This is a genomic window from Flexivirga sp. G2 (assembly GCF_055397625.1).
Genome location: NZ_AP039675.1, coordinates 2,386,275 through 2,408,829, shown reverse-complemented (window position 1 = coordinate 2,408,829; position 22,555 = coordinate 2,386,275). Strand labels below are relative to the sequence as shown.

At 65.2% G+C, this 22,555-nt stretch carries 30 protein-coding genes; 16 read left to right on the top strand and 14 right to left on the bottom strand.

Translation table 11 applies throughout. The features are described 5' to 3' along the window. The first annotated feature begins 51 nt into the window (after positions 1-51). The gene (locus tag ACZ50J_RS11705) at positions 52-846 is read left to right on the top strand and encodes a hypothetical protein (RefSeq protein ID WP_464297363.1); all 795 of its coding nucleotides are present in this window, start codon (positions 52-54) and stop codon (positions 844-846) included. Positions 847-873: 27 nt separating this feature from the next. Here the strand turns inward: ACZ50J_RS11705 and ACZ50J_RS11700 are convergent, their stop codons facing one another. The 3 genes from ACZ50J_RS11700 to ACZ50J_RS11690 are packed head-to-tail and all read right to left on the bottom strand — an operon-like array spanning position 874 to position 3,032. Next, the gene (locus tag ACZ50J_RS11700) at positions 874-1,233 is read right to left on the bottom strand and encodes a hypothetical protein (RefSeq protein WP_464297362.1); all 360 of its coding nucleotides are present in this window, start codon (positions 1,231-1,233) and stop codon (positions 874-876) included. Continuing rightward, positions 1,230-1,730: a DUF1643 domain-containing protein gene (locus tag ACZ50J_RS11695; RefSeq protein ID WP_464297361.1), complete on the bottom strand. Its 501-nt coding sequence runs from the start codon at positions 1,728-1,730 to the stop codon at positions 1,230-1,232. The genes ACZ50J_RS11700 and ACZ50J_RS11695 overlap by 4 nt, the downstream gene beginning before the upstream one ends. A gap of 9 nt (positions 1,731-1,739) precedes the next feature. Beyond that, the gene (locus ACZ50J_RS11690) at positions 1,740-3,032 is read right to left on the bottom strand and encodes a GmrSD restriction endonuclease domain-containing protein (protein ID WP_464297360.1); all 1,293 of its coding nucleotides are present in this window, start codon (positions 3,030-3,032) and stop codon (positions 1,740-1,742) included. Between the two features lie 545 nt (positions 3,033-3,577). On the opposite strand from ACZ50J_RS11690, the gene ACZ50J_RS11685 reads away from it, so the two are divergent. After that, a complete protein-coding gene (locus ACZ50J_RS11685; RefSeq protein ID WP_464297359.1) occupies positions 3,578-3,916 on the top strand; it encodes a hypothetical protein in 339 nt (112 codons plus the stop codon). Between the two features lie 304 nt (positions 3,917-4,220). Here the strand turns inward: ACZ50J_RS11685 and ACZ50J_RS11680 are convergent, their stop codons facing one another. The 4 genes from ACZ50J_RS11680 to ACZ50J_RS11665 are packed head-to-tail and all read right to left on the bottom strand — an operon-like array spanning position 4,221 to position 5,294. Further along, positions 4,221-4,457 carry a hypothetical protein gene (locus ACZ50J_RS11680; RefSeq protein WP_464297358.1) on the bottom strand — a complete coding sequence of 79 codons (237 nt, stop codon included), beginning with the start codon at positions 4,455-4,457 and terminating at the stop codon, positions 4,221-4,223. 36 nt (positions 4,458-4,493) lie between these two features. Then, positions 4,494-4,652 (bottom strand): hypothetical protein, encoded by a 159-nt coding sequence (locus ACZ50J_RS11675; RefSeq protein WP_464297357.1) that lies wholly within the window; start codon positions 4,650-4,652, stop codon positions 4,494-4,496. Continuing rightward, a complete protein-coding gene (locus tag ACZ50J_RS11670; protein WP_464297356.1) occupies positions 4,652-5,023 on the bottom strand; it encodes a hypothetical protein in 372 nt (123 codons plus the stop codon). Before ACZ50J_RS11670 ends, ACZ50J_RS11675 begins: the two co-directional genes overlap by 1 nt. Before the next feature lie 46 nt (positions 5,024-5,069). Further along, positions 5,070-5,294 (bottom strand): hypothetical protein, encoded by a 225-nt coding sequence (locus ACZ50J_RS11665; RefSeq protein ID WP_464297355.1) that lies wholly within the window; start codon positions 5,292-5,294, stop codon positions 5,070-5,072. A 54-nt stretch (positions 5,295-5,348) separates the two neighbouring features. On the opposite strand from ACZ50J_RS11665, the gene ACZ50J_RS11660 reads away from it, so the two are divergent. Beyond that, positions 5,349-5,756, top strand: a complete 408-nt coding sequence (locus ACZ50J_RS11660) for a hypothetical protein (RefSeq protein WP_464297354.1) — start codon at positions 5,349-5,351, stop codon at positions 5,754-5,756. Then, entirely contained in the window at positions 5,753-6,739 is a 987-nt protein-coding gene (locus ACZ50J_RS11655) for an NYN domain-containing protein (RefSeq protein ID WP_464297353.1), read from the top strand. Before ACZ50J_RS11660 ends, ACZ50J_RS11655 begins: the two co-directional genes overlap by 4 nt. Positions 6,740-6,875: 136 nt before the next feature. On the opposite strand, the gene ACZ50J_RS11650 is transcribed toward ACZ50J_RS11655, so the two are convergent. Further along, positions 6,876-7,382, bottom strand: coding sequence for a DUF6998 domain-containing protein (locus tag ACZ50J_RS11650; RefSeq protein ID WP_464297352.1), 507 nt, complete (start codon positions 7,380-7,382; stop codon positions 6,876-6,878). A 376-nt stretch (positions 7,383-7,758) separates the two neighbouring features. Between ACZ50J_RS11650 and ACZ50J_RS11645 the strand changes: the two genes are divergently transcribed. Next, the gene (locus ACZ50J_RS11645) at positions 7,759-8,169 is read left to right on the top strand and encodes a hypothetical protein (protein WP_464297351.1); all 411 of its coding nucleotides are present in this window, start codon (positions 7,759-7,761) and stop codon (positions 8,167-8,169) included. Positions 8,170-8,669: 500 nt separating this feature from the next. Here ACZ50J_RS11645 and ACZ50J_RS11640 read toward each other — a convergent pair whose 3' ends face one another. Both ACZ50J_RS11640 and ACZ50J_RS11635 read right to left on the bottom strand, forming a co-directional pair. Beyond that, entirely contained in the window at positions 8,670-9,104 is a 435-nt protein-coding gene (locus ACZ50J_RS11640; protein ID WP_464297350.1) for a hypothetical protein, read from the bottom strand. A gap of 259 nt (positions 9,105-9,363) precedes the next feature. Beyond that, positions 9,364-9,648 (bottom strand): hypothetical protein, encoded by a 285-nt coding sequence (locus tag ACZ50J_RS11635; RefSeq protein ID WP_464297349.1) that lies wholly within the window; start codon positions 9,646-9,648, stop codon positions 9,364-9,366. A gap of 141 nt (positions 9,649-9,789) precedes the next feature. On the opposite strand from ACZ50J_RS11635, the gene ACZ50J_RS11630 reads away from it, so the two are divergent. The 4 genes from ACZ50J_RS11630 (at position 9,790) to ACZ50J_RS11615 (ending at position 13,307) form a co-directional block, all read left to right on the top strand. Continuing rightward, positions 9,790-10,053: a ribbon-helix-helix protein, CopG family gene (locus ACZ50J_RS11630; protein WP_464297348.1), complete on the top strand. Its 264-nt coding sequence runs from the start codon at positions 9,790-9,792 to the stop codon at positions 10,051-10,053. After that, positions 10,050-10,289 carry a toxin gene (locus tag ACZ50J_RS11625; protein WP_464297347.1) on the top strand — a complete coding sequence of 80 codons (240 nt, stop codon included), beginning with the start codon at positions 10,050-10,052 and terminating at the stop codon, positions 10,287-10,289. The genes ACZ50J_RS11630 and ACZ50J_RS11625 overlap by 4 nt, the downstream gene beginning before the upstream one ends. 288 nt (positions 10,290-10,577) lie before the next feature. Beyond that, a complete protein-coding gene (locus tag ACZ50J_RS11620; protein ID WP_464297286.1) occupies positions 10,578-11,843 on the top strand; it encodes an IS256 family transposase in 1,266 nt (421 codons plus the stop codon). Between the two features lie 1,029 nt (positions 11,844-12,872). Beyond that, entirely contained in the window at positions 12,873-13,307 is a 435-nt protein-coding gene (locus ACZ50J_RS11615) for a helix-turn-helix domain-containing protein (RefSeq protein ID WP_158607488.1), read from the top strand. Positions 13,308-13,605: 298 nt separating this feature from the next. On the opposite strand, the gene ACZ50J_RS11610 is transcribed toward ACZ50J_RS11615, so the two are convergent. From ACZ50J_RS11610 to ACZ50J_RS11595, 4 genes are all read right to left on the bottom strand, one after another. Continuing rightward, positions 13,606-14,610, bottom strand: coding sequence for a GAF domain-containing protein (locus ACZ50J_RS11610; protein ID WP_123270061.1), 1,005 nt, complete (start codon positions 14,608-14,610; stop codon positions 13,606-13,608). A 17-nt stretch (positions 14,611-14,627) separates the two neighbouring features. Further along, on the bottom strand, positions 14,628-15,395 hold the full coding sequence (locus ACZ50J_RS11605; RefSeq protein WP_464297346.1) for an SDR family NAD(P)-dependent oxidoreductase: 768 nt from the start codon (positions 15,393-15,395) through the stop codon (positions 14,628-14,630). A 281-nt stretch (positions 15,396-15,676) separates the two neighbouring features. Further along, positions 15,677-15,865, bottom strand: a complete 189-nt coding sequence (locus ACZ50J_RS11600) for a hypothetical protein (protein ID WP_123270063.1) — start codon at positions 15,863-15,865, stop codon at positions 15,677-15,679. A 204-nt stretch (positions 15,866-16,069) separates the two neighbouring features. After that, positions 16,070-16,354 carry a hypothetical protein gene (locus ACZ50J_RS11595; RefSeq protein ID WP_123270064.1) on the bottom strand — a complete coding sequence of 95 codons (285 nt, stop codon included), beginning with the start codon at positions 16,352-16,354 and terminating at the stop codon, positions 16,070-16,072. A 1-nt stretch (position 16,355) separates the two neighbouring features. Between ACZ50J_RS11595 and ACZ50J_RS11590 the strand changes: the two genes are divergently transcribed. From ACZ50J_RS11590 to ACZ50J_RS11560, 7 genes are read left to right on the top strand one after another with little or no spacing between them, the layout of a single operon-like run. Further along, positions 16,356-16,715, top strand: a complete 360-nt coding sequence (locus tag ACZ50J_RS11590; RefSeq protein WP_123270065.1) for a hypothetical protein — start codon at positions 16,356-16,358, stop codon at positions 16,713-16,715. Then, on the top strand, positions 16,709-17,662 hold the full coding sequence (locus ACZ50J_RS11585; RefSeq protein WP_123270066.1) for a hypothetical protein: 954 nt from the start codon (positions 16,709-16,711) through the stop codon (positions 17,660-17,662). Before ACZ50J_RS11590 ends, ACZ50J_RS11585 begins: the two co-directional genes overlap by 7 nt. A gap of 21 nt (positions 17,663-17,683) precedes the next feature. After that, complete coding sequence (locus ACZ50J_RS11580) at positions 17,684-18,382, top strand: SAF domain-containing protein (protein WP_123270067.1); 699 nt, start codon at positions 17,684-17,686, stop codon at positions 18,380-18,382. Continuing rightward, positions 18,382-19,173, top strand: coding sequence for a hypothetical protein (locus ACZ50J_RS11575; RefSeq protein WP_123270068.1), 792 nt, complete (start codon positions 18,382-18,384; stop codon positions 19,171-19,173). The genes ACZ50J_RS11580 and ACZ50J_RS11575 overlap by 1 nt, the downstream gene beginning before the upstream one ends. Then, positions 19,170-20,723 carry a CpaF family protein gene (locus ACZ50J_RS11570; RefSeq protein ID WP_123270069.1) on the top strand — a complete coding sequence of 518 codons (1,554 nt, stop codon included), beginning with the start codon at positions 19,170-19,172 and terminating at the stop codon, positions 20,721-20,723. The genes ACZ50J_RS11575 and ACZ50J_RS11570 overlap by 4 nt, the downstream gene beginning before the upstream one ends. Then, complete coding sequence (locus tag ACZ50J_RS11565) at positions 20,720-21,589, top strand: type II secretion system F family protein (protein WP_123270070.1); 870 nt, start codon at positions 20,720-20,722, stop codon at positions 21,587-21,589. Before ACZ50J_RS11570 ends, ACZ50J_RS11565 begins: the two co-directional genes overlap by 4 nt. Then, entirely contained in the window at positions 21,586-22,500 is a 915-nt protein-coding gene (locus ACZ50J_RS11560; RefSeq protein ID WP_245988373.1) for a hypothetical protein, read from the top strand. Before ACZ50J_RS11565 ends, ACZ50J_RS11560 begins: the two co-directional genes overlap by 4 nt. The last annotated feature ends 55 nt before the right edge of the window (positions 22,501-22,555 follow it).

Below are 22,555 nucleotides of genomic sequence, written 5' to 3'. Positions count from 1 at the left end.
TTGCGAGCGGGTGCTTCTTGACCCTAAGCGACCAGGGAGGATCGCACCGACATGACCACAGCCACGACGCCAGTACTATTCACGCCGCCACAGCTACCAACCGAACTTTCTGACCTCAACCTGGTCATCTACGGGGCAGATGGAAGCTCGCCCGTGCCACCTCGAAAGTGGTGGTCACGTGCCCGACACGCCAAGCCATCGCTGCTCATCGACGCCATCGGCCAGACGAGCCCGATCCCTGGCGACATCGACGAGATCGCGCTGGCCGATTTCACGATCGAACTCGAAGACATCGACTCGCCGGATATCGACACCGACGAGCTGATTTTCGAGTCACCCATCCTGCTGAAGCGCGATATCGGGCTGTCCAATGCGACCAGGGCGACGTTCGCGCAGCTGGTCGCTCACCGGAGAACCGTTGCTGCCACGGCACCGACGCTGTGCCTGCCCAACAGAAACAACGACGACCTACTCGAAGACGGATACACGCTGGTACACGTGGCTACCGGCCTGATAGCCAGCTTCGTGCTCGCCGACAACGGCCAGGGTTCCGTGCTGGCCAAGGGATACAGCAACCCGTACATGCCACAACGATTGGTCGACCAATTCACACCGCAGTTCTGCGGCTACGGTGTCGGCCGCCGGCTCTACCTCGCGGCACACGAACTCTGGCCGGATATCCGATGGCAGGACAACGCAGTGCGCGCGTCGAGCAAGGCGCTACGCGTCACGCTGCACCGCATCAATCCCTACGTTTGGCAGGACCGGCAATGCGAGACCTGTCAGTACAACCGGACATCATGGAAGAACTCGACACAGGCAGAGCTTCGGAAACCGCACCGGTGATACGGGCCGTACCTTGGGGCGCGTGGCTCATGGAGCGGCAAGCATTCCGGCGAGCTCGCGCCACAGGTCCACGTCGTGCTTCTTGCGGAAGTGCAGCTGGTAGCTCTCGCCCTGCAAGGTCGTCAGGGTCAAGTTGCCGTTGGTCAGTGCCGACGGCGGGTGGTACTGCACGCCGACGACTTGGGTCCGGTGCAGGACCAGGACGCGTTCCTTGAGCTGCTGGCCGAGCAGTGCGAAGGCACTGGCTTTGTTCGCGGGGGTCACCACCAGAGTGCTGCCGTCGAACGTCACGGTGATCCCGTAACCATCCAGGGGTTTCAGTGGGTGCGGCAGAACGGCGGGGATGTTGTTGCCCGGCTTGCCCTGACCGGGCTTGGAGGGGCTCACAACGGTACTAGCTCGGTGTCTTTGCGCACGTACAAGGGATGCCTCGGTTCGCCCGCTTGCGTCTTGCCCAGACAGCGGGCTCCTTTGGCGTGCAACATGTCCCGCACCTCATCCACGCGGTCTTGATAGCGTGTCGGAAATTCGCCGCCCCACGCGGCGATCACCACTGCGGCTTCGTCGATGAGATGCAGCAGGATCGCATCGTTGTCGGGCCCGACTGGGTCCGCGCAGGTCACCAGGTCCCGAGTCTTCTTGGTCCGGAAGGCAAACACGTTCCCGGTCACCAGGCCGCCGCAGCCGAGCAGCTGCGAGAAGTGCTCACACCTGCGCACAGTGGGTCCGTCTGCCGGGGTCGGTAGCTCGCCCGGCATCGGCGTGATCGAGCTGGGGTTGAGCATGACCCACAACGCAGGCGGTCTCGACGGATCCCAAATGCGACGGAACTCGTACTCGTAGGTCTCGCAGTCGGACAGCACCTGCGGCGGCCGATCGATCACAGCACAACCTCACTCACAGGCGACCCCATCACCATCGCGGTCCAGCTTGCGGCTGTAGCCGGGGTCGCCGGCGTAGATCGGCGCGGCACCGGCCGCCTTCACCGCAGTGCAGTTGGCGTAGTAGACGGCGGCCGGCGGCTGCACCACGGGGGCTGGCGCGGTGGCCTTGGGCACCGGGGGTGCAGTGGTTGTCGTGTGTGGTGCGGGCGAGTGCGTGCGCGGCGGCTGGGCGCTGGTCGAGGCGGTGCCCTGCGGTGGCAGCGTCGCGTCTGCACAGTTGGACAGCACGCGGACCATGGCGTCGCGCTCTGCCGCGGTCACCCACAGGCCGTACTTCTTCTTCACCATCACCTGCCGGGCGACGTACTTGCACCGGTATGCCTTGTTGGGCGGCAGCCAGGTGGCGGTGTCGCCGTCGCCTTTGGCGCGGTTCGCGCCGGCGTCGACGGCCAGCAGGTTCGCGGGGTCGTTCGCCAGCGCGAGACGCTTGCTGAACGGCCAGCCGGCAGCGCCCTTCTGCCAGGCGTCGCCGAGTGCCACCACGTGGTCGATGTCGATCTCGCTGGACCCGCCGTAGACGAACCGGATGGACCGGCCGGTGTATGGGTCGTGAGCCAGTGTCCCGGCGAGTACCTTGCAGTAGTTCTTCATCGAGCGGCCGGTCAGGTCGCGGCGCAGGATGTCGTTGCGGGTGTCGCAGCCGTTGCGGTCGGCGTCGAACCATGCCTGGCCGAACGCGTCGCGGTCATAGCCGGTCTTGGCGGCTCGGCCCTTCACACTCAGCCCGGCGACCGCCGCCAAAGCTGCTTTCCGCGCCGCGGCATGCTTCGTGGCCGCGGCGTGCGTCGCCGCACTGGTTGATTTCGGCGCTGGCGAGGACGTCGATGACGGGCTTGTCGTCGACGTCCTCGACCTGGCTGACGTCGGCGCGCTGCTCGAGGTCGCGGGGTGGGTGGTCATGCCGGCTGATGCACCCGCGGTGCCTGTGCTGCCGCCGGCCGCCTGGGACCCGGCCTCCGCGGGTGTCCCGGCGACGGCACCGCCGACACCCAGCAAGGCGAACGCCGCGACGGCTCCCAGGGCCGCGGTGCCGCGGCCGCGCAACAGCGCCCACGAAACCCGCCCGCGGACCAGCGCGATCAGAGCGACGATCAGCGCGTACACCCCGACCATCATCAGCAGGCCAGCGATCGCGCCGCTGCCGTCTGAGGCCCCTGCCGCCGTGCCGATGGCCGCGAACGCAGCCAATCCGCCCCAGCCGCACCACCACGCGACACCCTTGCCACCGTGACCGTTGTTCACCGAAATCCCCGCCCTTGCAACACAATCCGCACGCGCCGCCATTCGGCGCACCCCCAACAGGCGAACTGTATCCCTGACCACCGTCAAGGGTCGGTGGTTCCAGCGGTTCTTGCGGGCTAGTGTGGCGCGTTCGGTCTAGGAAGTGTGGCGGTAACGGATGTGCATCGCTGCACACCGGCGGCCGACAGCTGCGGTACCTTGGCCGCACTTCGCGCCTCAGGTCAGGAGCCCCGGCAATGGCAATGCGTTTCAATCCACCGCCGGGATGGCCGTTGTCGCGTGATGGCTCCGGACCACCTCCCGGCTGGCGGCCGGATCCATCGTGGCCCGCTGCTCCGCCCGGTTGGCGTTTTTGGATAGAGGCGAGCGAGTCTGACCCGGGGCCACATCCGGTTCCTCCACATGCCGGTGAGTCTTCTCGAACCGGGGAGCGGTATTCACGCGGGCCCTGGATATGGGTTGCAATCACGGTAGTCACCGCAGTCGTGGTGGCCGTCGTAGCCGCGGTCTCCGTCGGTAGCAGCGGGAGTTCCGAACCAGCCACGATGCAGAAGCTGTCCCAGAACGAGATGGTCGACGCACTCATTGCGCGCTATTGCCCCGACGACCCACCTCCAGACCTCACGTACCCAACCGCTGCGGGAGGGATCCCGACCGGAGACATCGAATATCTCTGCTGGAACGACGAGCACACTGCAATGTTCACCGTTGCCGCCGACGATGAGGGTGAGCTCGGCCGCTGGACGGAGACCGTCGCCGACGCCATCTGTTACAGCTCAACTGTCGGCGTTTACGGCCCCAACTGGTACGCGACACTAACCTCTGAGTCCGACGCCACTCCATATACCGACGACGGTGCCCACCTCGTCGTCTGCGACCGGTGACAGTTCCGGTGTGGCGTCCAGTGACGACAAGAAATGAGCAGACATGAGGCAGCGCATTGCATCGGGCAGTGCTCAGCAATGAGCCTGGAACGAATGACAAAGGCCCTCGCGCCGGGTGCGCCGCCCGTTTCGACTGTCAGCAGGCACCGTTCTAGCAGCTGGATCACTACATGGCGTTCAGCGCCGGGGGAGCGCACACGCTGGACAATGTGAGGCCCGCGTGCAACCGGAACAAGAGGGCGACGGTCCCGCTGCCGAAGCTCTGACCACTGGCCGATGTGGCCCGGAAGAAGGAGCAATGCGATTACCGGGGTACGACTGTGAAGTCCATCCACGCCCCGGGCGAATGGTACCGCCAAACCATCTCGCCAGAAACGAATGCGCCGAATGCCAGCATGCCACTGTTGAAGACGCGCGCGATCTGCGCTTCAGCGATGTGGTTCATCGAGGTGCCGTCCGCCCAGCGCGCCTTCACATGGAACTTGGCTACCGGGTAATCGGTGCAAACCGCGCCGATTCCATCTGGTGTGTACCCGCTCATGAACGGAGTGTGCCATGTCGGCCACACCCAGCCAGTTCAGCTGTTCTGCGCTGCCAAGCGCTTGACCGACGCCGGCACCGGCTTGCCGGCCTTCTTGCTCGCGGCCACGTAGACACGCGCCGCGGCGGCGCGGTTGGCGTCCTTCTTGGAGACGAACCTGCCCGACCCGGTGCTGCTTGCGGTCTGCTCCGCCATCACGGTTCCTCCGTCTCGTTGTACGACGATTGTGCCTCGTCATTCTGTGAACCGTCCACCAGTTCGACTTCTTCCCCCGGGAAAACGATCGGTTCCAGTGCGACACGGGCGAACAGTGCCGCCTCGACGTCAGGTGCTTCGTCGACCAGCTGGGCCAGCGCCGCGATGCCGAGGGCCTGGCGGTCGTCTCCCTGCAGCAGCAGGTCGGCCGCCCAGCGGGCCTGCTCCCACCAGCGTTCCTCGCGGGCCCGCGCGTTCTCGCTGCGGCGGTTCGAACGCGAGGCACCGTAGGCCAACGACGCGGCCAGCACGGCTGCCGCACCGCCGAAGCCGGGGGATAGCAGCCAGCGTCCGAAGTCATGCCATGCCATCTGTGTCTCCTCCCACTGCCCTCATCGTCGATACGAGCATCCCAGCTCAGACGGTGGGCATACCGATCTGCCGGCACACCACGTTGTAGTCCTCGATCCTGCCCAGCAGCATGGTGCTCAGTTCGCGGGCGGTGGACGCATGCAGGTAGTGGTCGACTCCGTGAATGGTGATCTGTAGGCACTCGTGCTGGCTGTCATCGGTCAGATCGACATGGACGTGGCCATCGGGCCAGTTCTGGGGGATGGCAGGTTCGTGGGTTTCTGTTGTCATGCCATCCATAGTAACGCTAGTAACGTCTACGTTTCTAGTGTTACTATCGCTCTTATGAACGCGTCCTCACAGCACGAGCGCCTTGCCGTGGCTTACCTCGCACTCGTCGCCGACGACGACCGCAAAGTCAATGTCCGGGCGCTACGCGACGAAGCAAAAGTCTCCACCGCTGCGGCGGCGGAGTTCCTGCGCAGCACTGATTCCACGGCCGACTACGCACTGTCGGGATTGGACACCAAGAAGCTACTGGCGTCGCTGGTGGAGTCCCTGGCTGAGCAGGCCCGTGTCGAAGCGCGCGCAGCTGCACGCCGGGAGATCGACGCGGCCCGAGCCTCGGAGACCCGCGCCCTGGAAGAGAACGAAACACTGACACTGCAACTACGCGAGGCGCAGTTGCAGGCAGCTGCAGACGCGGCGACCATTGCCGCACTGCGCGAAACACGAACGGAGACCAGCCGATGAGCCGTTCCTACTGTGGCCTGTATGTGGATGCCGGATACCTGGAGCACGCGGCCGCGACACGGCTGACCGGGTCGTCGTATCGCGGCGGCATCACGGTCACGTATGAGCAGCTCATCGAAGGGCTGGCCGCTCAGATCACCGAGCACGCGGGGCTGCCATTGCTACGTGTGCATTGGTATGACGGCGCAGCCGACCGTGGCAACGTCGCCTCGCCCACCCAGAAACGCATTGAGCTCCTCCCGCACGTCAAGGTTCGCCTGGGGCGCAGGACGAACGAAGGCTTGCAGAAGGGTGTCGACGTCCGCATCGGCCTGGATCTGGCGACTCACTCTCGGATGAGCAACGTCGATGTGGTGTACCTGCTCAGCGGTGACGACGACCTGACAGAGGCTGTCGAAGAAGCGCAGGGTCATGGGGCGCAGGTGAACGTGCTGGCGGTGCCCGGTGCTGGCGACCGGCCACATGGTTTGGCCGAGCACCTAGCGCGCGCCGCCGATGAAGTGGTCCTGGTGGCCACCGACCTGTTGGACCAGTGCGTGCAGCGCGCCACGCGGCCCACGCCGGCGGCGATCCCCGCGCCGCAGCCGGCTGCAGGCAAACCTGCAGCCAGTGCGCCCCGACCGCAGGCACCCGGCGTCGGGGTACCCACGCCAGCAACCGTGGCTGACGCCGCGAACGGCAACACCCAGCCTGTCGTCTACTCCTCGACGACGGGTGGCCGGAGCGTCATCGCGCACCACCTGGCCAGCGAGCCGATCAGTGACGAGGCCATGCGATCAGTCTGTCGCAACGTCGTCAAGTCCTGGAAGTCCTCGGCGACGCAAGCGGATCTGGTCGAGCTGCGGGCTTCGAAACCCAGCATCCCGTCGGAGTTGGACCGGGCGTTGCTGCTCGATATGTCTGACACATCCGGGCAGTACGAGCTCGATCTGGCGACGCGGCACCGGTTGCGGGGCATGTTCTGGGACGTCATCGACGACTGAATGAGTTGATGTTGCCCGCGGCGTTGGCTGGCCGGCGACGGCAAGCCCAAGCGCCGATCGGCGGCGGGTCACCGCCTGGAACGGGCGCAGAACCGGCCTGGTGCCACGCGGTCACACAGGCCGGACTCGATGGGGGTCACTGCGCGATGCCGTCGTCCAGACTCGCGTACGCCGCCGACATCTCCTGCGTCACGTCCTTGCCGAGACTCTCGACCTGCCGCAGGGTGGGTTGCCGGCCGTTGGTGTGCTTGCTGTACCTGGCGACTGCCTTGATCTCAGTGGGCAGAACCTCCCGGGCGAGACACAGCTCGAAGCCTTCCGGTTCAAACATCAGGAACACGGCCGTCTCGAAGTCAAAGCTACGGAACGGACTGAACTTCCCGGCCCGGCCCGCAGCTCGGCCGCCCATCGCCTTGACCTGGATGCGCTGGCCCGCCGGTGTCGTCACGTCGTGTGACTTAGCCGAGTTCGGCTCCAGCGTCCCGCCGCGGGCCGCCAGCACGACCTGCTCCGCGATGTCGCCCAGCGGCTTGTTGCTCGTACGCACCAACTCACGTTTCCGTAGCTCGGTGACGATGTCGGCCTCCAGGCGCAGCAACTCGGGCACGCGCAATCGCGAGAGGTCGGATCGCGGGTCGCTCATCTGGGCCACTTCCTGAAACTCATCGTGTCGAGACCCCCACTGAATCACACCGGTGGTTCATGAGCCGCCGATCGCATCACGCGGGCCGAGACGGGTGACGGGCGGTAAATCGCGAACCGAGTCTGAAGGGTGTCGTGCACTTGTAGAAACGCCAGCACACCCGTCTTTCCCGCACGACGCCCCCGTCCCGGTGACGGGTCCGGACGGCTCAAACGGGACCCGCATCGCGATGCCGGGGCCAGGCCACGCCTCGACGTGCCGGTTCACCGCTTGCGGAACGTCGATCGGGACGGCCAGGGAGGGTGTGCGCGTCAGCACCGCGGCTCAACAAGATGCGGTCTGGATCGATCCCATCACGTGCTGAATGATGCACACCGTGCTCGATTTCATCTTCGACCTCCTGGGCCAGGCCATCACTGAGATCTTTGGAGGCCTCATCGGCCGGCGCGTCCAGCGCAAGAGAGCACACCGCCTAGCAAGTCAGGGACGAGTGCAATGTGCCTTGCGTGACGCTCCGGCCGGAGGCAAGGAGGCGAAGTGGCGGCGTGGCACCGCCAAGGTCGGCGACCGAAGAATCCAGTTTAAACGGCGCGATGTGGTGGTGGAGTCTGCTGACCTGCCGGGTGAAGCCCGGCCGGTGGGTGGGAGCGAGTCCGGGATGATTCTGTGGTTCGACCCCGCGACGCGGATCTTACGGATCACGACACCTGCAGGCGTGCGCGAGCTGGCGATCCTCGAGTCGCAGGCGCAATGGGTGATCAACGCTCTCGGACTGCCGGTTCGATAACCAGCGGCAGTCCCATGTCGGACACCCGGTGGATGAACCTCAAATGAGACGCGGATGAGGGCGTTGATGAAATGTCGACACCGAGGCCGTTCAAGGTGCGACGCTCTACTCATGGCGACGGAAAGATCGGCTGGTCGAGGTGGAGAACGTTGGGCAGTAACCGTGCGCCTGAACGATGGGCGCCGACTCTACTGGTGCGGATCTTGCTCGTCGCGGGAAGGACAGCCTTGGAGTCCCCGGCAGGGCGAAGCACATGCGTTCACTAGTCAACGTGCAGCACAACAGCACGCTGATGGCTGCTCCGTGAGCACCGACGCCCGAGAGTACGCCGTCACGCCATTGCCCAAGGTGACGCAGTCTCGATAGACGATCGCTGACCGGGCACCGTTCCCTTCGGCGCATTCGCGTCGGACGCACAGAAGTGAGCGAACGCTTCGGAGTGACGGCCGAGGCGTTCAAGGGCAGCGGAAGCTCATCGGCCCGTCTTGTCGGACCGGCCATCATGCGAAGCTCTCGGCATGAATATCTTTGGTGACCTCGTCGTCGCTGGCATCGTCGTCGCTGGCATGCCGCTGATCCGCCGCCATATCAATCGCGATGGCGATCGGTCGAAAGATGTCTATGTCATCGGCGCAGGGGTCGTCATGCTCTTGGTGGGCCTGATTGGGCAATTGGTTGGGGTCTAATGCGTGTTTGACCCAGTGGCGGCGTCGGTAAGGCCATCGCGGGTCATCCCCGGTCAGCCACCCACCGTCCCGGTCGCCGATCGCTGACTGGTGAGCGCGGTTGAGCGAGCTCGCGCTGGCCTGGTGCCGCGGGCCGAAGGGGGCGAGGATCCAGACATGGCATTTACCTACGCAGATCGCGCGGTTGCTCGGCACTTTGAGTCCGACGACACTGAGGAACTGACGAACCAGCTGAACGAGTACTTCCACGACCTTGCTGATCGGGACGCAGCAGCCCAGGTGACTGTGCTTGCCGGACCACAGATCTGGTGCACACCGCAAGGACGCGTGCACGCAATGCTGATCGTGAAGAGCGAAACGGAGCAGAACCCCTACGAAGGACTTGGCCTAGCCATCCATCCGCACTAGTACAACGCTCGCCACCGACCACACCAGCGCTGGACTCCGTATGCCGATCGCCAAGCGAGACCCAACACCCGTGTGGTCGACGACCGGGTCGTCGAGCGGTCTACTTCTCCCGAGCTTGCTGCAACTCGGGAAACTTGTCGCGGACGTTGTTCAGAGACCAATATAAGTCGCTGATTACCGAAGCGAGGCTCGCAATCACGTCCACTGCGTCTTCGCTGTCGAGCTCGCGGATCGACGGCAGGTTGATTTCCCCGCTTCGAAACATGTTGCGAATGATCGCGTTTGCCTTCGAGTCATCCGTGAGGTTGCCCACCTGCTCGAGGTGGTAGTTCATGCTCTGCACAGTCGACGACCGCAGGTCGTCCTCGCTCGGTTGCCGCGTCATGCCTGAGAGACTAAGCGGCTGCGCGTCCCCACGTCATCCGGCAGTGCCAGCTCGCCACAAGACGATCGGTCTGCGGGCTGGGGGATCGTGCGGAGCACCCGACCTCTGGATACTTCTCGATTTTCGTCATACATTAATTGCATGGATACGGGTGAGACGATCAATGGCGCTCCGGTCACGGAAGAGCAGATCGCTGGGTGGGCGGCTGAGGCAGAGGCGGGCTACGACTCTGAGGAGCTGAAGAAGCGTGGCCGGGGCCGTCCTGGGCGAGGTGCGGAACCGTCGCAGGTCGTTGCACTACGCCTGACCGCGGAGGAGCTCGCGAGTATTGACGCGCGAGCTGCACGCGAGGGCAAGACGCGGTCGGAGATTATCCGCGAGGCGCTGGCGGCTGCCGCCGCGTGAGGGTTCACGATTCCGCCCTGAAGCACGGCATCGATGCAGAGGATGCAGTTCAAGCTGCGACGTGGTCACTGTGGATCGATGAGCTCGACGAGGACAGCCCGGCAAGGCAGTTGCGGCTCGGCTTCGACACGCGCGGGCGGCTTCTGGAAACGGTCGTGCTCGTGTTCGACAGCGGCAACGAACTGGTGATCCATGCGATGAGAGCCAGGCCGCAGATGCTTGACCTACTTCCGTAATCGCCACCGCCGTGCGGTGACTCGATCGCCCATAACTGCCCGGCGAGGCGGCAACCTCCGTGCGTGATCACTGGGCATCAACTCCCCGCGAATGCCAGCCCGTATCCGGATCGGTGTACGGTCACGCACCGCGTGACGATCGGTGTACGGTCACGCACCGCGTGAAGTTACGTCCATAGGTTTGGTGTACGACCGATCCGGGTGATCGCGTCGCGTCCCACGTGAGCGCGGTCACCGGGTGGATCCTTCGAGAGAACTGTCTAGATCCCACTCGAATGGAGCACCACGATGACCGCTGGACCCCACAATATTGATCCGCAGGAGTTCTTGCACGAGCACCTGGCCCAAGCCAGCCCGGACTTGCTGCGGGAGCTGATGCAGATGTTCGTCAACGCCTTGTTGTCCGGTCAGGCCGACACGGTGTGTGGTGCGGACTACGGCACTCGCACCGACGACCGCGTGAACCGGCGTAACGGGTATCGGCACCGGGACCTGGACACCCGGGTCGGCACCCTGGACGTGGCGGTCCCGAAGTTGCGTGAGGGCACGTTCTTCCCCGAATGGCTGCTGGAGCGTCGCAAGCGTGCCGAAGCCGCGCTGACGTCGGTGGTGGCGACGTGCTACCTGCTCGGTGTGAGTACCCGGCGGATGGACAAGCTGGTGCAAACCCTGGGCATCACTGGCTTGTCGAAGTCCCAGGTGAGCGTGATGGCCAAGGACCTCGACGAGCAGGTCACCGCGTTCCGCAACCGCCCGTTGGATGACGGCCCGTACACGTTCGTGGCCGCGGACGCGTTGATGATGAAGGTCCGCGAAGGCGGCCGTGTCGTGAAGGTCGCGGTCATGGTCGCGACCGGGGTGAACGCCGAGGGGTACCGGGAAGTCCTTGGCGTGCAAGCAAGTTCGGCCGAAACGGCCTCCGGGTGGCTAACGTTCTTCCGGGACCTGGTCGCTCGTGGCCTGTCCGGGGTGGCGATGGTCACCAGTGACGCGCACGCCGGCTTGGTCGACGCGATCGGGGCAACGTTGCCGAATGCGTCCTGGCAGCGGTGCCGCACTCACTACGCGAAGAACCTGTCCGACATCACTCCCAAGACCCAGTGGGGTTGGGTCAAGGCGTTGCTACACAGCGTGTACGACCAACCGGACGCGGACGCCGTGCACGCCCAGTTCGACCGGGTGCTGCAGGGACTGGCCGAGAAGCTGCCCGCGGTCGCCGAGCATCTGGAGAACGCCCGCGCCGACGTGCTCGCGTTCACCGCGTTTCCCAAGGCCGTGTGGCGGCAAATCTGGTCCAACAACCCCAACGAACGACTCAACCGAGAAATCAGGAGGCGCACCGACGTCGTGGGCATCTTCCCGGGGCGGGACGCGATCATTCGCCTCGTGGGTGCCGTCCTGGCCGAGCAACACGACGAATGGGCCGAGCAACGCCGCTACCTCGGCGTGGAAGCCCTCGCCGTCGCGCAAGCAGTCTTGACCGCCCGCACCACCGACGCGAAGGAGGACACCACCGTTATCGAGCCCGCCATCGCAGGCGAGCTCAGCGCCTAAACACACCTGAAGGATTCACGACTTCGTACACCACTCAGCAGGACTTGACCCCGCGTGACGATCGGTGTAAGGTCACGCACCGCGTGACGATCGGTGTACGGTCACGCACCGCGTGACGATCGGTCAGTGGGACGATCGCTGAGTGCCGGCAGCAACAGTCCCGCCGTCAACACCGAGACTCAGCGGTGGCCGCGCTCTATGTCACATCGCGGTCCGGGGGACCACTGAACGCCTGGAAGGTCTCTCGTGCCAACTTCCGCTCTGAAGCGAAGAGGCGCTCGTTCCAAGCCGCAGTGGCCACCACAGCAACCATTGTCACGACCGCGAACAGGCACCAAATCACCCGAGAGCCAGTGCCTGCCATGGCCGCCAGAAACGAGCCGGTCAGAAGGAGACCCCATCCCGCGGTGCGGAGATTGAACCGCTCCAGTCCAACTGACGACGGGATCCAGGGCAGCAGCCGTGATCCGTTGCCGATCCCACCAATTGCACGAAGGTGCGCTTTGCGCCACCCCTTCGATTCCGTGGCCCGGGCGTAACTCTCTGGGTCCACGTCTTGGGCAACATTGAGCCATGCCCACGATGTGCCCAGGGAGTCAACGGTCTGCAACAATGCGGCAGCGGCGATCAGCCACAAACCGACGACGCCAATCCACCCCATTGGTACTCGCTTCCCTCGAGACTCTTCTCGCCGTGCCTCCCGTGGAGCACGGCCTGGCTTCCAATCTGCCACACCAAAGTCACGACACCGCGGAGTGACACGGTCGCCCGTCCTCCTCGAAACGGGCCCAAGACATCGGCTGGGGCACCCTGACCCCTTCTCGGCGATTGGTGTGGGTATCGGCCTTATCCTGACCAAAATGCACAGGGGTGGAAGCGACTGGGTACGGTCCCGCTCAGCCGGCCCGGATTGCGGCGGGTTCGAGCGCAGCAAGGAACGGCTCGCCGCGCCGCCGCATCCTGAGGCCGCTGAGCGGGTGGCGGGCATGCGCGAGTCTGGCGTCAGCGCGCACACCCTATGGTTGCTGCGTGCCCGACTTCAGCCCATCCGCGTTGCGAGCCGCCCGTGCACGTGCCGGTCTGACGCAGCACGAGGTGGCGCGGCTTGTCGGAGTTTCGGGCGGTGAACGCGTATCACTGTGGGAACGTGGGGAGATGGCTCCGAGGGCAGGGACAGTCCGTGCGCTGGCGACCGTTTTGAATGTTTCGGTTGAGGAACTGCTTGGCATCGCTTCCGAGACACCTGACTTACGTGCGCTGCGTCGACGGGTCGCGCTCAGCACGGCGGAAGTCGCTCAGAGTGCCTTTGTCTCGACATCGACGTATGAGCGCTGGGAGCGAGGTGTCGGTAGCCAGATGCCAGCCGCTGACTCTCTGAAAGGAATGGCTGCGAAGCTCGGTGTCGATCAGCTCACAGTGCAGCGTGCCTTCGAAGTCGCGGTCAAGAACGCAAGAAATGTGTGATTCACAAGATTGCGCGCTGCGAGTGGCCAACCTGGTGTTCCGTCCCCTGGGGGTCGCGGAGCCTGGCACGCACGAGCGTGTGGGGATCTTCATCGTGTGCCGCAGGGGCGTCGACCCAGGCCGGCCCGCCGTCAGTGACACTCGAAGGTCTGTGAGCAGGAGCGGTCGGTTGCCTCTGTGACGAAAAGGCAGCTCAGGCCGCACAGCCGCGGTCGCGCCATGCGGAGTTAAAGCTCAAACCCCCTTGATGACGGGCATCTGGAGGTATGCGAGCCGCGTCGTCGGCGAGAGCAGCTGTCTATCTACGTGAGGTGCTGTTCACGTCGATGGTCCAGAGCGCGGCCGTCGTCGAGTTGTTGAGCAGCATCGGTTGGCTCGTCACAGTCACGGATGCCCACATCACATCGGTGCCGCGTAGGCGCAGAGACGCGGTTACCGCGTCCTCGCCAAGGCGGTTCAGATGGTGGACTACCGCGGCGTCGTCGGGATGGAAGATGTCGATGCCGGGTACGGCCCAGTCAATTGACGCGGGTGGCGGGTCGACCCACTGAATGATGTGGCCGGTGCGGACGTCGACGATGGCACGGTGAGTGCCCGGCTTCGCGACTGCGTCGAGAACCCGGCGCTCGAGGACCGCGAGGCGGGGGGCCTGCGGCACATCGTCCGCGGGGCCTATGTCATGAGTGATGCCATGCATCACGATCTGAGGGCCGTCCTCGGTTTGGTGCTGCAAGGCCCTGCAAGAGAAGTGGGCAGCTCGCCGGTCGCCGTCATCGCAAACGACTGTCCAGATGGCCTGGTGTTCGCTGCCGGGTTTGGATTGCACAACCTTGGCCAGGGCCTCGGAGGCGTCCGGACCGGCGGTCAGACGAGTGAAGGCTTCGGCCATGGCCCGTTTCGTGCGTCGCTCGTCCTTGGGCTGGTGGTACAGGTCGAGCAGCTCGTCGGATCCGGCCACCTCGAAGCTTGTGAGGTTGAAGTACCAGGCGCCGGCAAGGTCATGCGGTACGGCGGGCTCGGGCTCCTCAAGACCGCCCAGCCACAGCCAGGCGCCGTTTACGCGGCTGTCGTACGCGCGGAGAGGTTGGGCGAGGCAGCGGCGACCGTTCCGCGTGGTCACGTCGTACGGCTCGGCGATCGCGGTGACGTGGTCAAGGGCTGCCTGGGCCATGGTCAAGGAGGCGCGGTTGCGGGCGAAAAATTTGTCCAGTGGGACCATGCTGCGCGGCCGGGAGCCGAGGCCGATCAGCGTCGGTGGCTTGAGACCGAAAGTCTCGACTAAGCACCACTCATGCCCGGCCATAGCTGCACCCCCAAAGGTCAGATGCACGGAAGTTGAGTGTACCGACCCAGAGTGCGCGAGAGCAGTGCCGCGACCCGGGAATCGGCCCCGGCGTAGATGACGCGCGACCCACGTTTCTGGCCGTGCACGATGGCGCGAGCAATGTCCTCGGCCGAGGAGTGAGCAACGCGTCTGTCGAAGCTGTCCGCTCTGCCCGCTCGGTCCTCGTCCTCGGCGAAGCTGCCGTTACGCAGGATGTCAGTGTGCACGCCGCCGATGAGTGCAGCACTCACGCGGATCCCGGCGCCCTCGTGGGCCAGTTCGTTGGCGAGGGTGCGGGTGAAACCGTAGACGCCGGCCTTGCTGGCGACATACGAGGCGTGGCGGGGAACCGCGATGCTCTCGATTGCGCTGGATGCGGTCACGATGCTGGACCCGGGGGAGAGGTACGGCAAGCAGGCATGCACGGTTGCGATGGTCCCGATCAAGTTGATGTCGATGACGCGGACCAGGTCCTCGAAGGTGCTCCGACGGATCGTTCCAGTGTGCATAACACCCGCGAAGGTAAATACACAGTCAAGAGGCGGTGATTTTTCGATTAGTTTTACGAGGTCGGATCGGTAGTCCGTGGCGGTGATATCCAAGGCTGCGACCGTCGTGCGACACGGCAGCTTCTCAGCCAGGGTATTGAGCGAATCCTTATCTGTATCAACCAAAACCAGCTCGTCATAAGTCCCGGCGACTTGCCAGGCCAAGGCACTGCCGATGCCTCCGGCGGCGCCGGTGATGAGGGCGCTACGTGCCATTTCAGGGCGGTTGCGATCGAAGGTGTTTGAGGTACTATCCCGCTGCCGCTCACGTAGGTGAGATCGGCTCTGCGCCTGACGTATCGGCCGGAGTCCTGAGCTAAGCAAGCGATGCTTCACAGGCATTGCATAGCACGGCGTTGCCCTACGGGACACGCCAGAGGGACTTCGCTATGACGTCGATCAGTCAGGGCGTGCTCCGGGGGGAGAGTGCAGCATCAGTCCAGATCCGCCGCGCCCAGCGATCGACCGGTTGCTACCCCGACGTCGTCCGGACGGTTCTAGCGCATGCCCTCTATGGCCGCGTAGTCACCGTGTTCCACACGGATGACCAGCCTCACATAACCGGGTCTTTCGAGCCTGCTCTTGCTGAAAGGCTCGTGCAGCATGCCCCGGCGGGGCGCCATCGAGCCAGCGAAGTCGAAATAGGCATCGGACCGGCATCGGGACCGGAACTTGTCGAACGGCATGACCTGACTCCGTTTACGGAACACGCCGAGCAGCTGGCTGAGCGGCTCTCCCAGGAGTCGTTAAACGCCGGGCCGACCTGCAGCAGATCGTTCCAGCGGATGGCCCGGTGCCTTGAGGCTAGGTGGTTGACCGGTGATGAAAAACCACTAGTGTAAAAACATCAGAAATTGACGTTGTCGCGCATGACAGGGGAGACCGGCGCTTCAAGAGACTGGGGCCATGAATGAGGACAAGGACATGACAGGGACCAACTTGAACATTCGCAGCGGGCGGTCGCTGGTTGGTGTCGCCGCTGCAGTGGCCATTGCAGCGACGGCCGGTTGCTCAAGCAGTGGCGGTAGCGCGCAGTCGTCGAGCACATCGACGCCCGCGGTCTTGTCGTCGAGCTCGAGCATGTCGACGTCCTCGAGCTCATCCGCGTCGACGAGCACCGACCCACTCGCCAAGAAGAAGGCTGCCGCCAGTGCGGCCGTCGTTGCCTTGTTCAAGATGATCGACCAGCTGCAAAGCAACCCTCGATCTGACATCACCTCCCTTGACGTGGTGGCGCGCGGTCAGGAACTCGCGCAGTGGCAAGCAAACATCACTAGCAACCACTACAAGGGCTACTCGGGGCGCGGTCATTCGCAGATCGTCGGCCCTGTGGCGTCGGCTACGCGAGACCCGCTGACGTACGACGTGAGAGCTTGCCTCGACGTCAGCAAGTTCCAGCTACTCGAAAAGAGCGGCAAGCCGGTCCCGATCCCCTCGGGGGCGCCGCGCCGAGTGGCTTACACCTACGGTGTGACGCAGGACGCGAAGACGCTCAAGTGGTACGTCACGACCGAGAAGGCGACCGGGACATGTTGATCCGGTCTCGCGCCGCGGCGGGTGCTCTTGCGGCTGGGGCGGCGCTGGCCTTCATTGGGATTGCGACGCCTCCGGCCGCGCGCGCGGCCGGAGGCGTCAACTGCCCGCCCGGAACCGTTTGGGACCCGTACAAGTCGATCTGCGTCATCAAGGTGGTTGCCCCGCCGAGCCCACCGGGCCCGTCGCCGCAGCCGACCCCGCCGCCGACGCCAGGGCCGCCCGGGAAGAAGCCGCCAGGGAAGGGCAAAGAGAAGTGCGTCAGCAACGCCACGGGCAAGACGATCCCGTGCACCTACGGCGGAGCCTGGTGGTCGCCGGACAAGCAGTGCTACGTCAGCGTGGCGAAGCCGCAGCCGCCGAAGTCGGACCCGGTCTGGGGTGGTCACACGGACGGCACGGTCTATCAGTGCGACTTGATCACGTCGCGGTTCTTCTTCTGGTCACAGACGCAGCCGGGCGGGCCGAAGGCGCCACCCGACCCGGTGGTGCTGGCTCGCGAGGCGGTCGCGGCGATGGAACTGCGAGGTATCACGATCGGGATCGTGCCGCGCGATGCGCCGGGGTCGGTCGGTCTGGTTGGTATGCCGCAGTGGATGTGGGTGAAGAACCCGACTGCGAATACCTGGGGCCCAATCACTAAGAGTGCTTCGGCGGCGGGCTACACGGTGACGGCGACCGGAAAGGTCGATCGCATCGTGTGGGACATGGGCGATGGGCAGCAGATCACCTGCGCGAGCAAGGGCACGCCGTACTACGACGCTGCGGGCAAGACGAAGTCTCCGACGTGCGGGCACGACATGTACACGAAGCAGGGCAGCTACAGGGTGACCGCGACGAGCTACTGGGTCATCAACTGGTCGGGCATCGGCCAGTCCGGGACGATCCCGGTCACAGTGGCCAACTCGACCGTCATCAAGATCGGTGAGGCGCAAGTCCTCACTCAATGAAGAACCAACTGGGGAGACATCATGGTCATCGCGACCGAGGAGCAGCAGCATTCGAGGCGCAAGAAGGTGAAGGGCGCCGCTGAGGAATCGAGCGGCCTGGAGCAGGTGGTCGTGGCACCGCCCAAACTGCGCAGGAGGCCTGTTCTCCTGGCCGCCTCGGTGGCAGCGGTATGCCTGGGTGCATTGCTCGGGATGATGGCGTACAGCTTGGCCAGTTCGGCGAAGGAGGTCATCGCGCTTCGGACGACCGTCCACCGTGGTGACGTCATTCAGCGAAACGACCTCATGACGGTTCGGGTGAGCGCGGACAGGGGTGTGAGGCCGGTGTCCGGAAGCGACATGAGCCAGGTCGTCGGCAAACGCGCGGCGTACGACATGGCTGCCGGCGGGTTGCTCACCTCGAGTGCGGTGACGAATGCCCTTGTGCCGGCGGCTGGGCAGTCCGTTGTCGGTATCGGCGTCGCACCGGGACAGCTCCCGGGCATCGCCCTGCAGGCGGGGGACAACATTCGTGTGATCGCGACGCCAGGCGACCAAGGCGGCTCTGTAGCTGCGACCTCGTCGGCATCGACGACTGCGACGGTCGTCGATGTGCAAGCCGAGGGCAGCAACGGGCAGCAGGTCGTCGACGTAGCCGTGCCGGACTCGCAGGCCGCCGAACTGGCCGCGCAGGCCTCAACGGGCAAGGTCGCGATCGTCTTGGACTCTCGGGAGCACTGATGGCGGTCGTGACATTGATGTCGGCTTCCGGTTCACCCGGAGTCACCAGCACAGCCCTCGGTATGGCGGTGTGCTGGCCGCGGCCGGTGGTCCTGGTCGAAGCCGACCCCACTGGTGGAAGCAGTGTGCTGGCGGGATTCTTCCGCGGCGAAGTTGCCAGCTCCCGGGGACTCATCGACTTGGCCCTGGCACACCGCAGCGGCGCCCTCGCCGACGCTGTCGCGACGAACGTGATCCCCATCCAGGGAACGACGGCGATGCTCCTGGCCGGCGTGCGCAGCCATGCGCAATCCCGCAGTCTGGTCGACGTGTGGGAGCCCCTGCTGGCGGTGCTGCGCGGGCTCGAACGCACAGGCCAGGACGTGATCGTCGACGCGGGCCGGCTGGGTCTGACCAACTCGCCGGACGCACTCATCTACGGAGCCGATCTGACCTTGCTCACAACGAGGACGAACCTGCCGTCGCTGGCCGGGGCGCGGTCCTGGGCGAACACGCTGCAGGACGCATTCGAACGGCGCGGAGCGCTCCAACAATTGCGGACGCTGCTGATCGGCAAAGGCCGCCCATATGGCCCGGCGGAGGCCGCGAAAGTGCTGCAGATCCCCGTGGCCGCCGCAGTCCCGTGGGAACCGGAGATGGCTGAAGTCTTCTCTGCGGGCGCACATAAGCCACGCAAATTCGACAACGGCTCACTGGTTCGCGGCCTCCGGTCGGTCTGCGCGGCCGCGCAAGGAGCCATCGCAGCCAACCGCGCCGAGCTGGGCACAGCGCAGACGGGAGAACGCGCATGACCAGGCAGCGCCCCGAAGGGTCGAGCGACCCGACCGACCCGGCCGCGATCCCGGACCCGGCCGCGCTTCCGCTGTTCGCTGCACCCGACGACCGCGGGCAGGTGGAGTCGATCGACCGCGCGCGCTCACGGCTCAGCTCTCACCCGGACCGGATCCGTTCGGGTGAAAACCCATTCGTCTCCCCGCGGCGACGTGGTGCGACTGCGCACGCCGACATCGATTGGGCGCTGGTGGCGGCGTTCCGTAAGCAGGCCTCCGACAAGCTCCTGACTGCCCTGGGCGACGAACGGGTCGGCCTGGACGAGCAGTCGCGGCGAGAACTGGGCCGCACGATCATCCTCGAACTCCTGGAAGACTCCGCGCAGAACGCCGTCGCCGACGGCGACAACGCCTGGACCCTCGACGAACAACAGCGCCTGGCCGAGGCCATCTACAACGCCCTGTTCGGGCTGGGCCGACTGCAACCGATCGTCGATGACGACGAAATCGAGAACGTCGAAATCTACGGCTGCGACGACGTCACCTTGGAATACGCCGACGGCAGTCTGCGCGACGGGCCGCCCGTCGCCGACTCCGACGAGGAACTGCTGGAGTTCCTGACCTTCCTGGCATCCCGTAGCGAAGGAAACGCACGACCCTTCTCCGAGGCGCAGCCGAGACTGCACATGAGGCTGGACGGCGGAGCGCGCCTCGCCGCGGTCGCCTGGAACACCACACGCCCGGCGGTGGTGATCCGGCGACACAGACTGCAGCAAATCGACCTGAGCCAACTGCGCGACACCGGCACCCTCAGCGACCTACAGGTCACCTTCCTGCGTGCAGCGGTAAAGGCGAAAAAGTCCATCGTGGTCGCCGGCGACCAAGGAGCCGGCAAAACCACACTGGTGCGCGCCCTGTGTGCCGAGTTCGATCCCTACGAACGGATCGGAACCTTTGAGACCGAGTATGAGCTGCACCTGCACAAACTCGGCGACAAGCACCGGCGAATCGTGCCGTTCGAGGCGCGCCCGGGCTCGGGGGAGATCGGTCCCGACGGCCGCCCCGCCGGCGAGGTCACCATCGACCAACTGCTGTACGACTCGTTCCGGTTCAACCTGTCACGACAGATCGTCGGTGAGGTTCGCGGCAAGGAAGTCATCGCCATGATCAAGGCGATGCAGTCCGGTACCGGGTCGATCAGCACCACGCACGCCGGCAGCGCTTCGGGCGCGATCCGCAAGCTGATCACCTGCGCGATGGAAGCCGGCGCACACGTGACGCCGGAATACGCAACCCGCGCCATCGCCGAACACATCGACCTGGTCGTCTACGTGAATCTGGAAACGGGCAACGCACAAGACGGCCAGGCGAAGCGCAAGCGGTGGGTCTCCGAAATCGTCGCGGTCGAGCCCGGCGAGAAGGAAGTCGGTTACGCCATCACACACGTGTTCCGGCCGAGCCCCGGCGGCCCCGGGACCGCGGCGGTGCTGCCGGATCACCTGCGTGACCTGGAGGCCTTCGGTTTCGACGCCCGAGCCTTCGAAATTGAGAGCCGGGGGCGAGCGTCATGACGCCGTTCATTCCGGCACTGGCAGGCGCGCTGATCGTGGCCGGTGTCCTTGGCACCGTCCTCGGGTTCCGCCGCAGCCCCGAGAAGCCGCCTGCGCCGGCCCGGACCCGATTGCCGATCGTGGCCCGGCTCGCACAAACGTCTCCCCAGACGCGAGCCTTGCTGCTCGGCGGGGCCGGCGCAGGCCTCATCATCGCCCTACTGACCGGGTGGATCATCGCGATCGCCGCCGTCCCAGCGGCCGTCGTCGGGCTTCCCGCGCTGCTGTCGTCGAAGGGGGCCGCCATGAAGATCGATCGGCTCGAAGCGCTCGAGGACTGGATCCGATCCTTGGCCGGCGTTCTCACCGTGGGAGTCGGCCTCGAGCAAGGGCTGATTGCCACGATCCGGTCCGTGCCCGAACCGATCGCACACGAAGTGAACCTTCTCGTGCGGCGACTGCAGGCCCGATGGAAGACCGAGGACGCGCTGCGGGCATTCGCCGAAGACCTCGACGACCCGACCGGCGACCTGGTCGCCGCCAACCTGATCCTCGGCGCACGACGCCGCGGTCGCGGCTTGGCCAGCGTGCTGGAGGCCCTCGCCGCATCCGTCGCCGACGATGTCCGTGCCCGCAGACAGATCGAGGCTGACCGTGCTAAGCCGCGCTCTACGGCGCGATGGGTGACGATCATCACCGCAGGCGTCCTGATCTTCCTTGCGATGACGGGGCAGTACGTCGCCCCATACAGAACACCGGTCGGCGAAGCGATCGCCGGGCTGCTCCTGTGCGCCTATGTTGCGACGCTGATCTGGATGCGCCGAATGGCCGAGGGCGAAGAGATTCCCCGGTTCATCGGTGCCGAAGTGAAAGAGAACGCGGCGTGATCACCACCGGACTGCAGCTGGCTCTACTCGGAGGGGCATTGATCGCCCTCGGCGTCGTATGCCTCATCTGGCGGTTCATCCCGGCAGAGCCCGACCTTGCCGATGCCCTGAACAGGCTCTCGCCCGTGCACGGACGCCGAACCGCAAACCCGCCACTGGCCGAACCCGCGGACCGCACGGAGCGTCTTGGCAGGTGGGCCATGAAGACCTTCCCGCCCGCGGCATGGGTGCGCACTCCCACCAAGGAACTGGCGATCCTGCGGATCCCGGTGGCCAGGTTCTACGGCGAGAAGCTGATGTTCGCCGCGGTCGGCTTGATCATCCCGCCGTTCTTCACCTTCCTGCTGGGGGTGTTCGGCCTCCACCTGCCCATCGTTCTCCCGGTCATCGCCACGCTCGCCCTTGCCGCCGTGATGTTCTTCATCCCGGATCTGAACGCCCGCGACGATGCTAAGAAGTCGCGAGCTGAGTTCTCCCGTGCCTTGGGCGCCTACATCGATCTGGTTGCGCTCGAGCGCAACAGCAGCAGCGGGTCACGTCAGGCAATGGAGGTAGCCGCAGCAGTCGGCGACAGCTGGGTGTTCAAGCGCCTCAGCGAAGAACTCGCGTTGTCCCGGTGGAACGGCGTCGCACCCTGGGATGCCCTCAAGGCGCTGGCCGACGAACTCGGCCTGCCCGAACTGGAGGACCTCGCCAGCATCTTGCGGCTTTCCGGCGAGGAAGACGCCCAGATCTACAACCAGCTGCGGGCACGCTCTGCATCACTGCGAGCCGCCATGCTCAACACCGAACTCGCCAACGCGAACGAGATCGGTGAACGGATGAGCATCCCGATGTCACTCCTCGGGGTCATCTTCATGGCGCTGCTTGTGGCGCCGGCCCTGCTGCGAGTCATGGGAGGTGGCAACTGACATCGCACACCGAACCCGCAGCCATCCCCAACCGACACTTTGACCAACCGTCACC

Coding starts and splice junctions, on each gene's coding strand:
- ACZ50J_RS11705 (WP_464297363.1), top strand. CDS start 52: ATGACCACAGCCACGACGCCAGTACTATTCACGCCGCCACAGCTACCA.
- ACZ50J_RS11685 (WP_464297359.1), top strand. CDS start 3,578: ATGCAGAAGCTGTCCCAGAACGAGATGGTCGACGCACTCATTGCGCGC.
- ACZ50J_RS11680 (WP_464297358.1), bottom strand. CDS start 4,457: ATGAGCGGGTACACACCAGATGGAATCGGCGCGGTTTGCACCGATTAC.
- ACZ50J_RS11675 (WP_464297357.1), bottom strand. CDS start 4,652: ATGGCGGAGCAGACCGCAAGCAGCACCGGGTCGGGCAGGTTCGTCTCC.
- ACZ50J_RS11670 (WP_464297356.1), bottom strand. CDS start 5,023: ATGGCATGGCATGACTTCGGACGCTGGCTGCTATCCCCCGGCTTCGGC.
- ACZ50J_RS11665 (WP_464297355.1), bottom strand. CDS start 5,294: ATGACAACAGAAACCCACGAACCTGCCATCCCCCAGAACTGGCCCGAT.
- ACZ50J_RS11660 (WP_464297354.1), top strand. CDS start 5,349: ATGAACGCGTCCTCACAGCACGAGCGCCTTGCCGTGGCTTACCTCGCA.
- ACZ50J_RS11655 (WP_464297353.1), top strand. CDS start 5,753: ATGAGCCGTTCCTACTGTGGCCTGTATGTGGATGCCGGATACCTGGAG.
- ACZ50J_RS11650 (WP_464297352.1), bottom strand. CDS start 7,382: ATGAGCGACCCGCGATCCGACCTCTCGCGATTGCGCGTGCCCGAGTTG.
- ACZ50J_RS11635 (WP_464297349.1), bottom strand. CDS start 9,648: ATGACGCGGCAACCGAGCGAGGACGACCTGCGGTCGTCGACTGTGCAG.
- ACZ50J_RS11630 (WP_464297348.1), top strand. CDS start 9,790: ATGGATACGGGTGAGACGATCAATGGCGCTCCGGTCACGGAAGAGCAG.
- ACZ50J_RS11620 (WP_464297286.1), top strand. CDS start 10,578: ATGACCGCTGGACCCCACAATATTGATCCGCAGGAGTTCTTGCACGAG.
- ACZ50J_RS11610 (WP_123270061.1), bottom strand. CDS start 14,610: ATGGCCGGGCATGAGTGGTGCTTAGTCGAGACTTTCGGTCTCAAGCCA.
- ACZ50J_RS11605 (WP_464297346.1), bottom strand. CDS start 15,395: ATGGCACGTAGCGCCCTCATCACCGGCGCCGCCGGAGGCATCGGCAGT.
- ACZ50J_RS11600 (WP_123270063.1), bottom strand. CDS start 15,865: ATGCCGTTCGACAAGTTCCGGTCCCGATGCCGGTCCGATGCCTATTTC.
- ACZ50J_RS11590 (WP_123270065.1), top strand. CDS start 16,356: ATGATCGACCAGCTGCAAAGCAACCCTCGATCTGACATCACCTCCCTT.
- ACZ50J_RS11585 (WP_123270066.1), top strand. CDS start 16,709: ATGTTGATCCGGTCTCGCGCCGCGGCGGGTGCTCTTGCGGCTGGGGCG.
- ACZ50J_RS11580 (WP_123270067.1), top strand. CDS start 17,684: ATGGTCATCGCGACCGAGGAGCAGCAGCATTCGAGGCGCAAGAAGGTG.
- ACZ50J_RS11575 (WP_123270068.1), top strand. CDS start 18,382: ATGGCGGTCGTGACATTGATGTCGGCTTCCGGTTCACCCGGAGTCACC.
- ACZ50J_RS11570 (WP_123270069.1), top strand. CDS start 19,170: ATGACCAGGCAGCGCCCCGAAGGGTCGAGCGACCCGACCGACCCGGCC.
- ACZ50J_RS11565 (WP_123270070.1), top strand. CDS start 20,720: ATGACGCCGTTCATTCCGGCACTGGCAGGCGCGCTGATCGTGGCCGGT.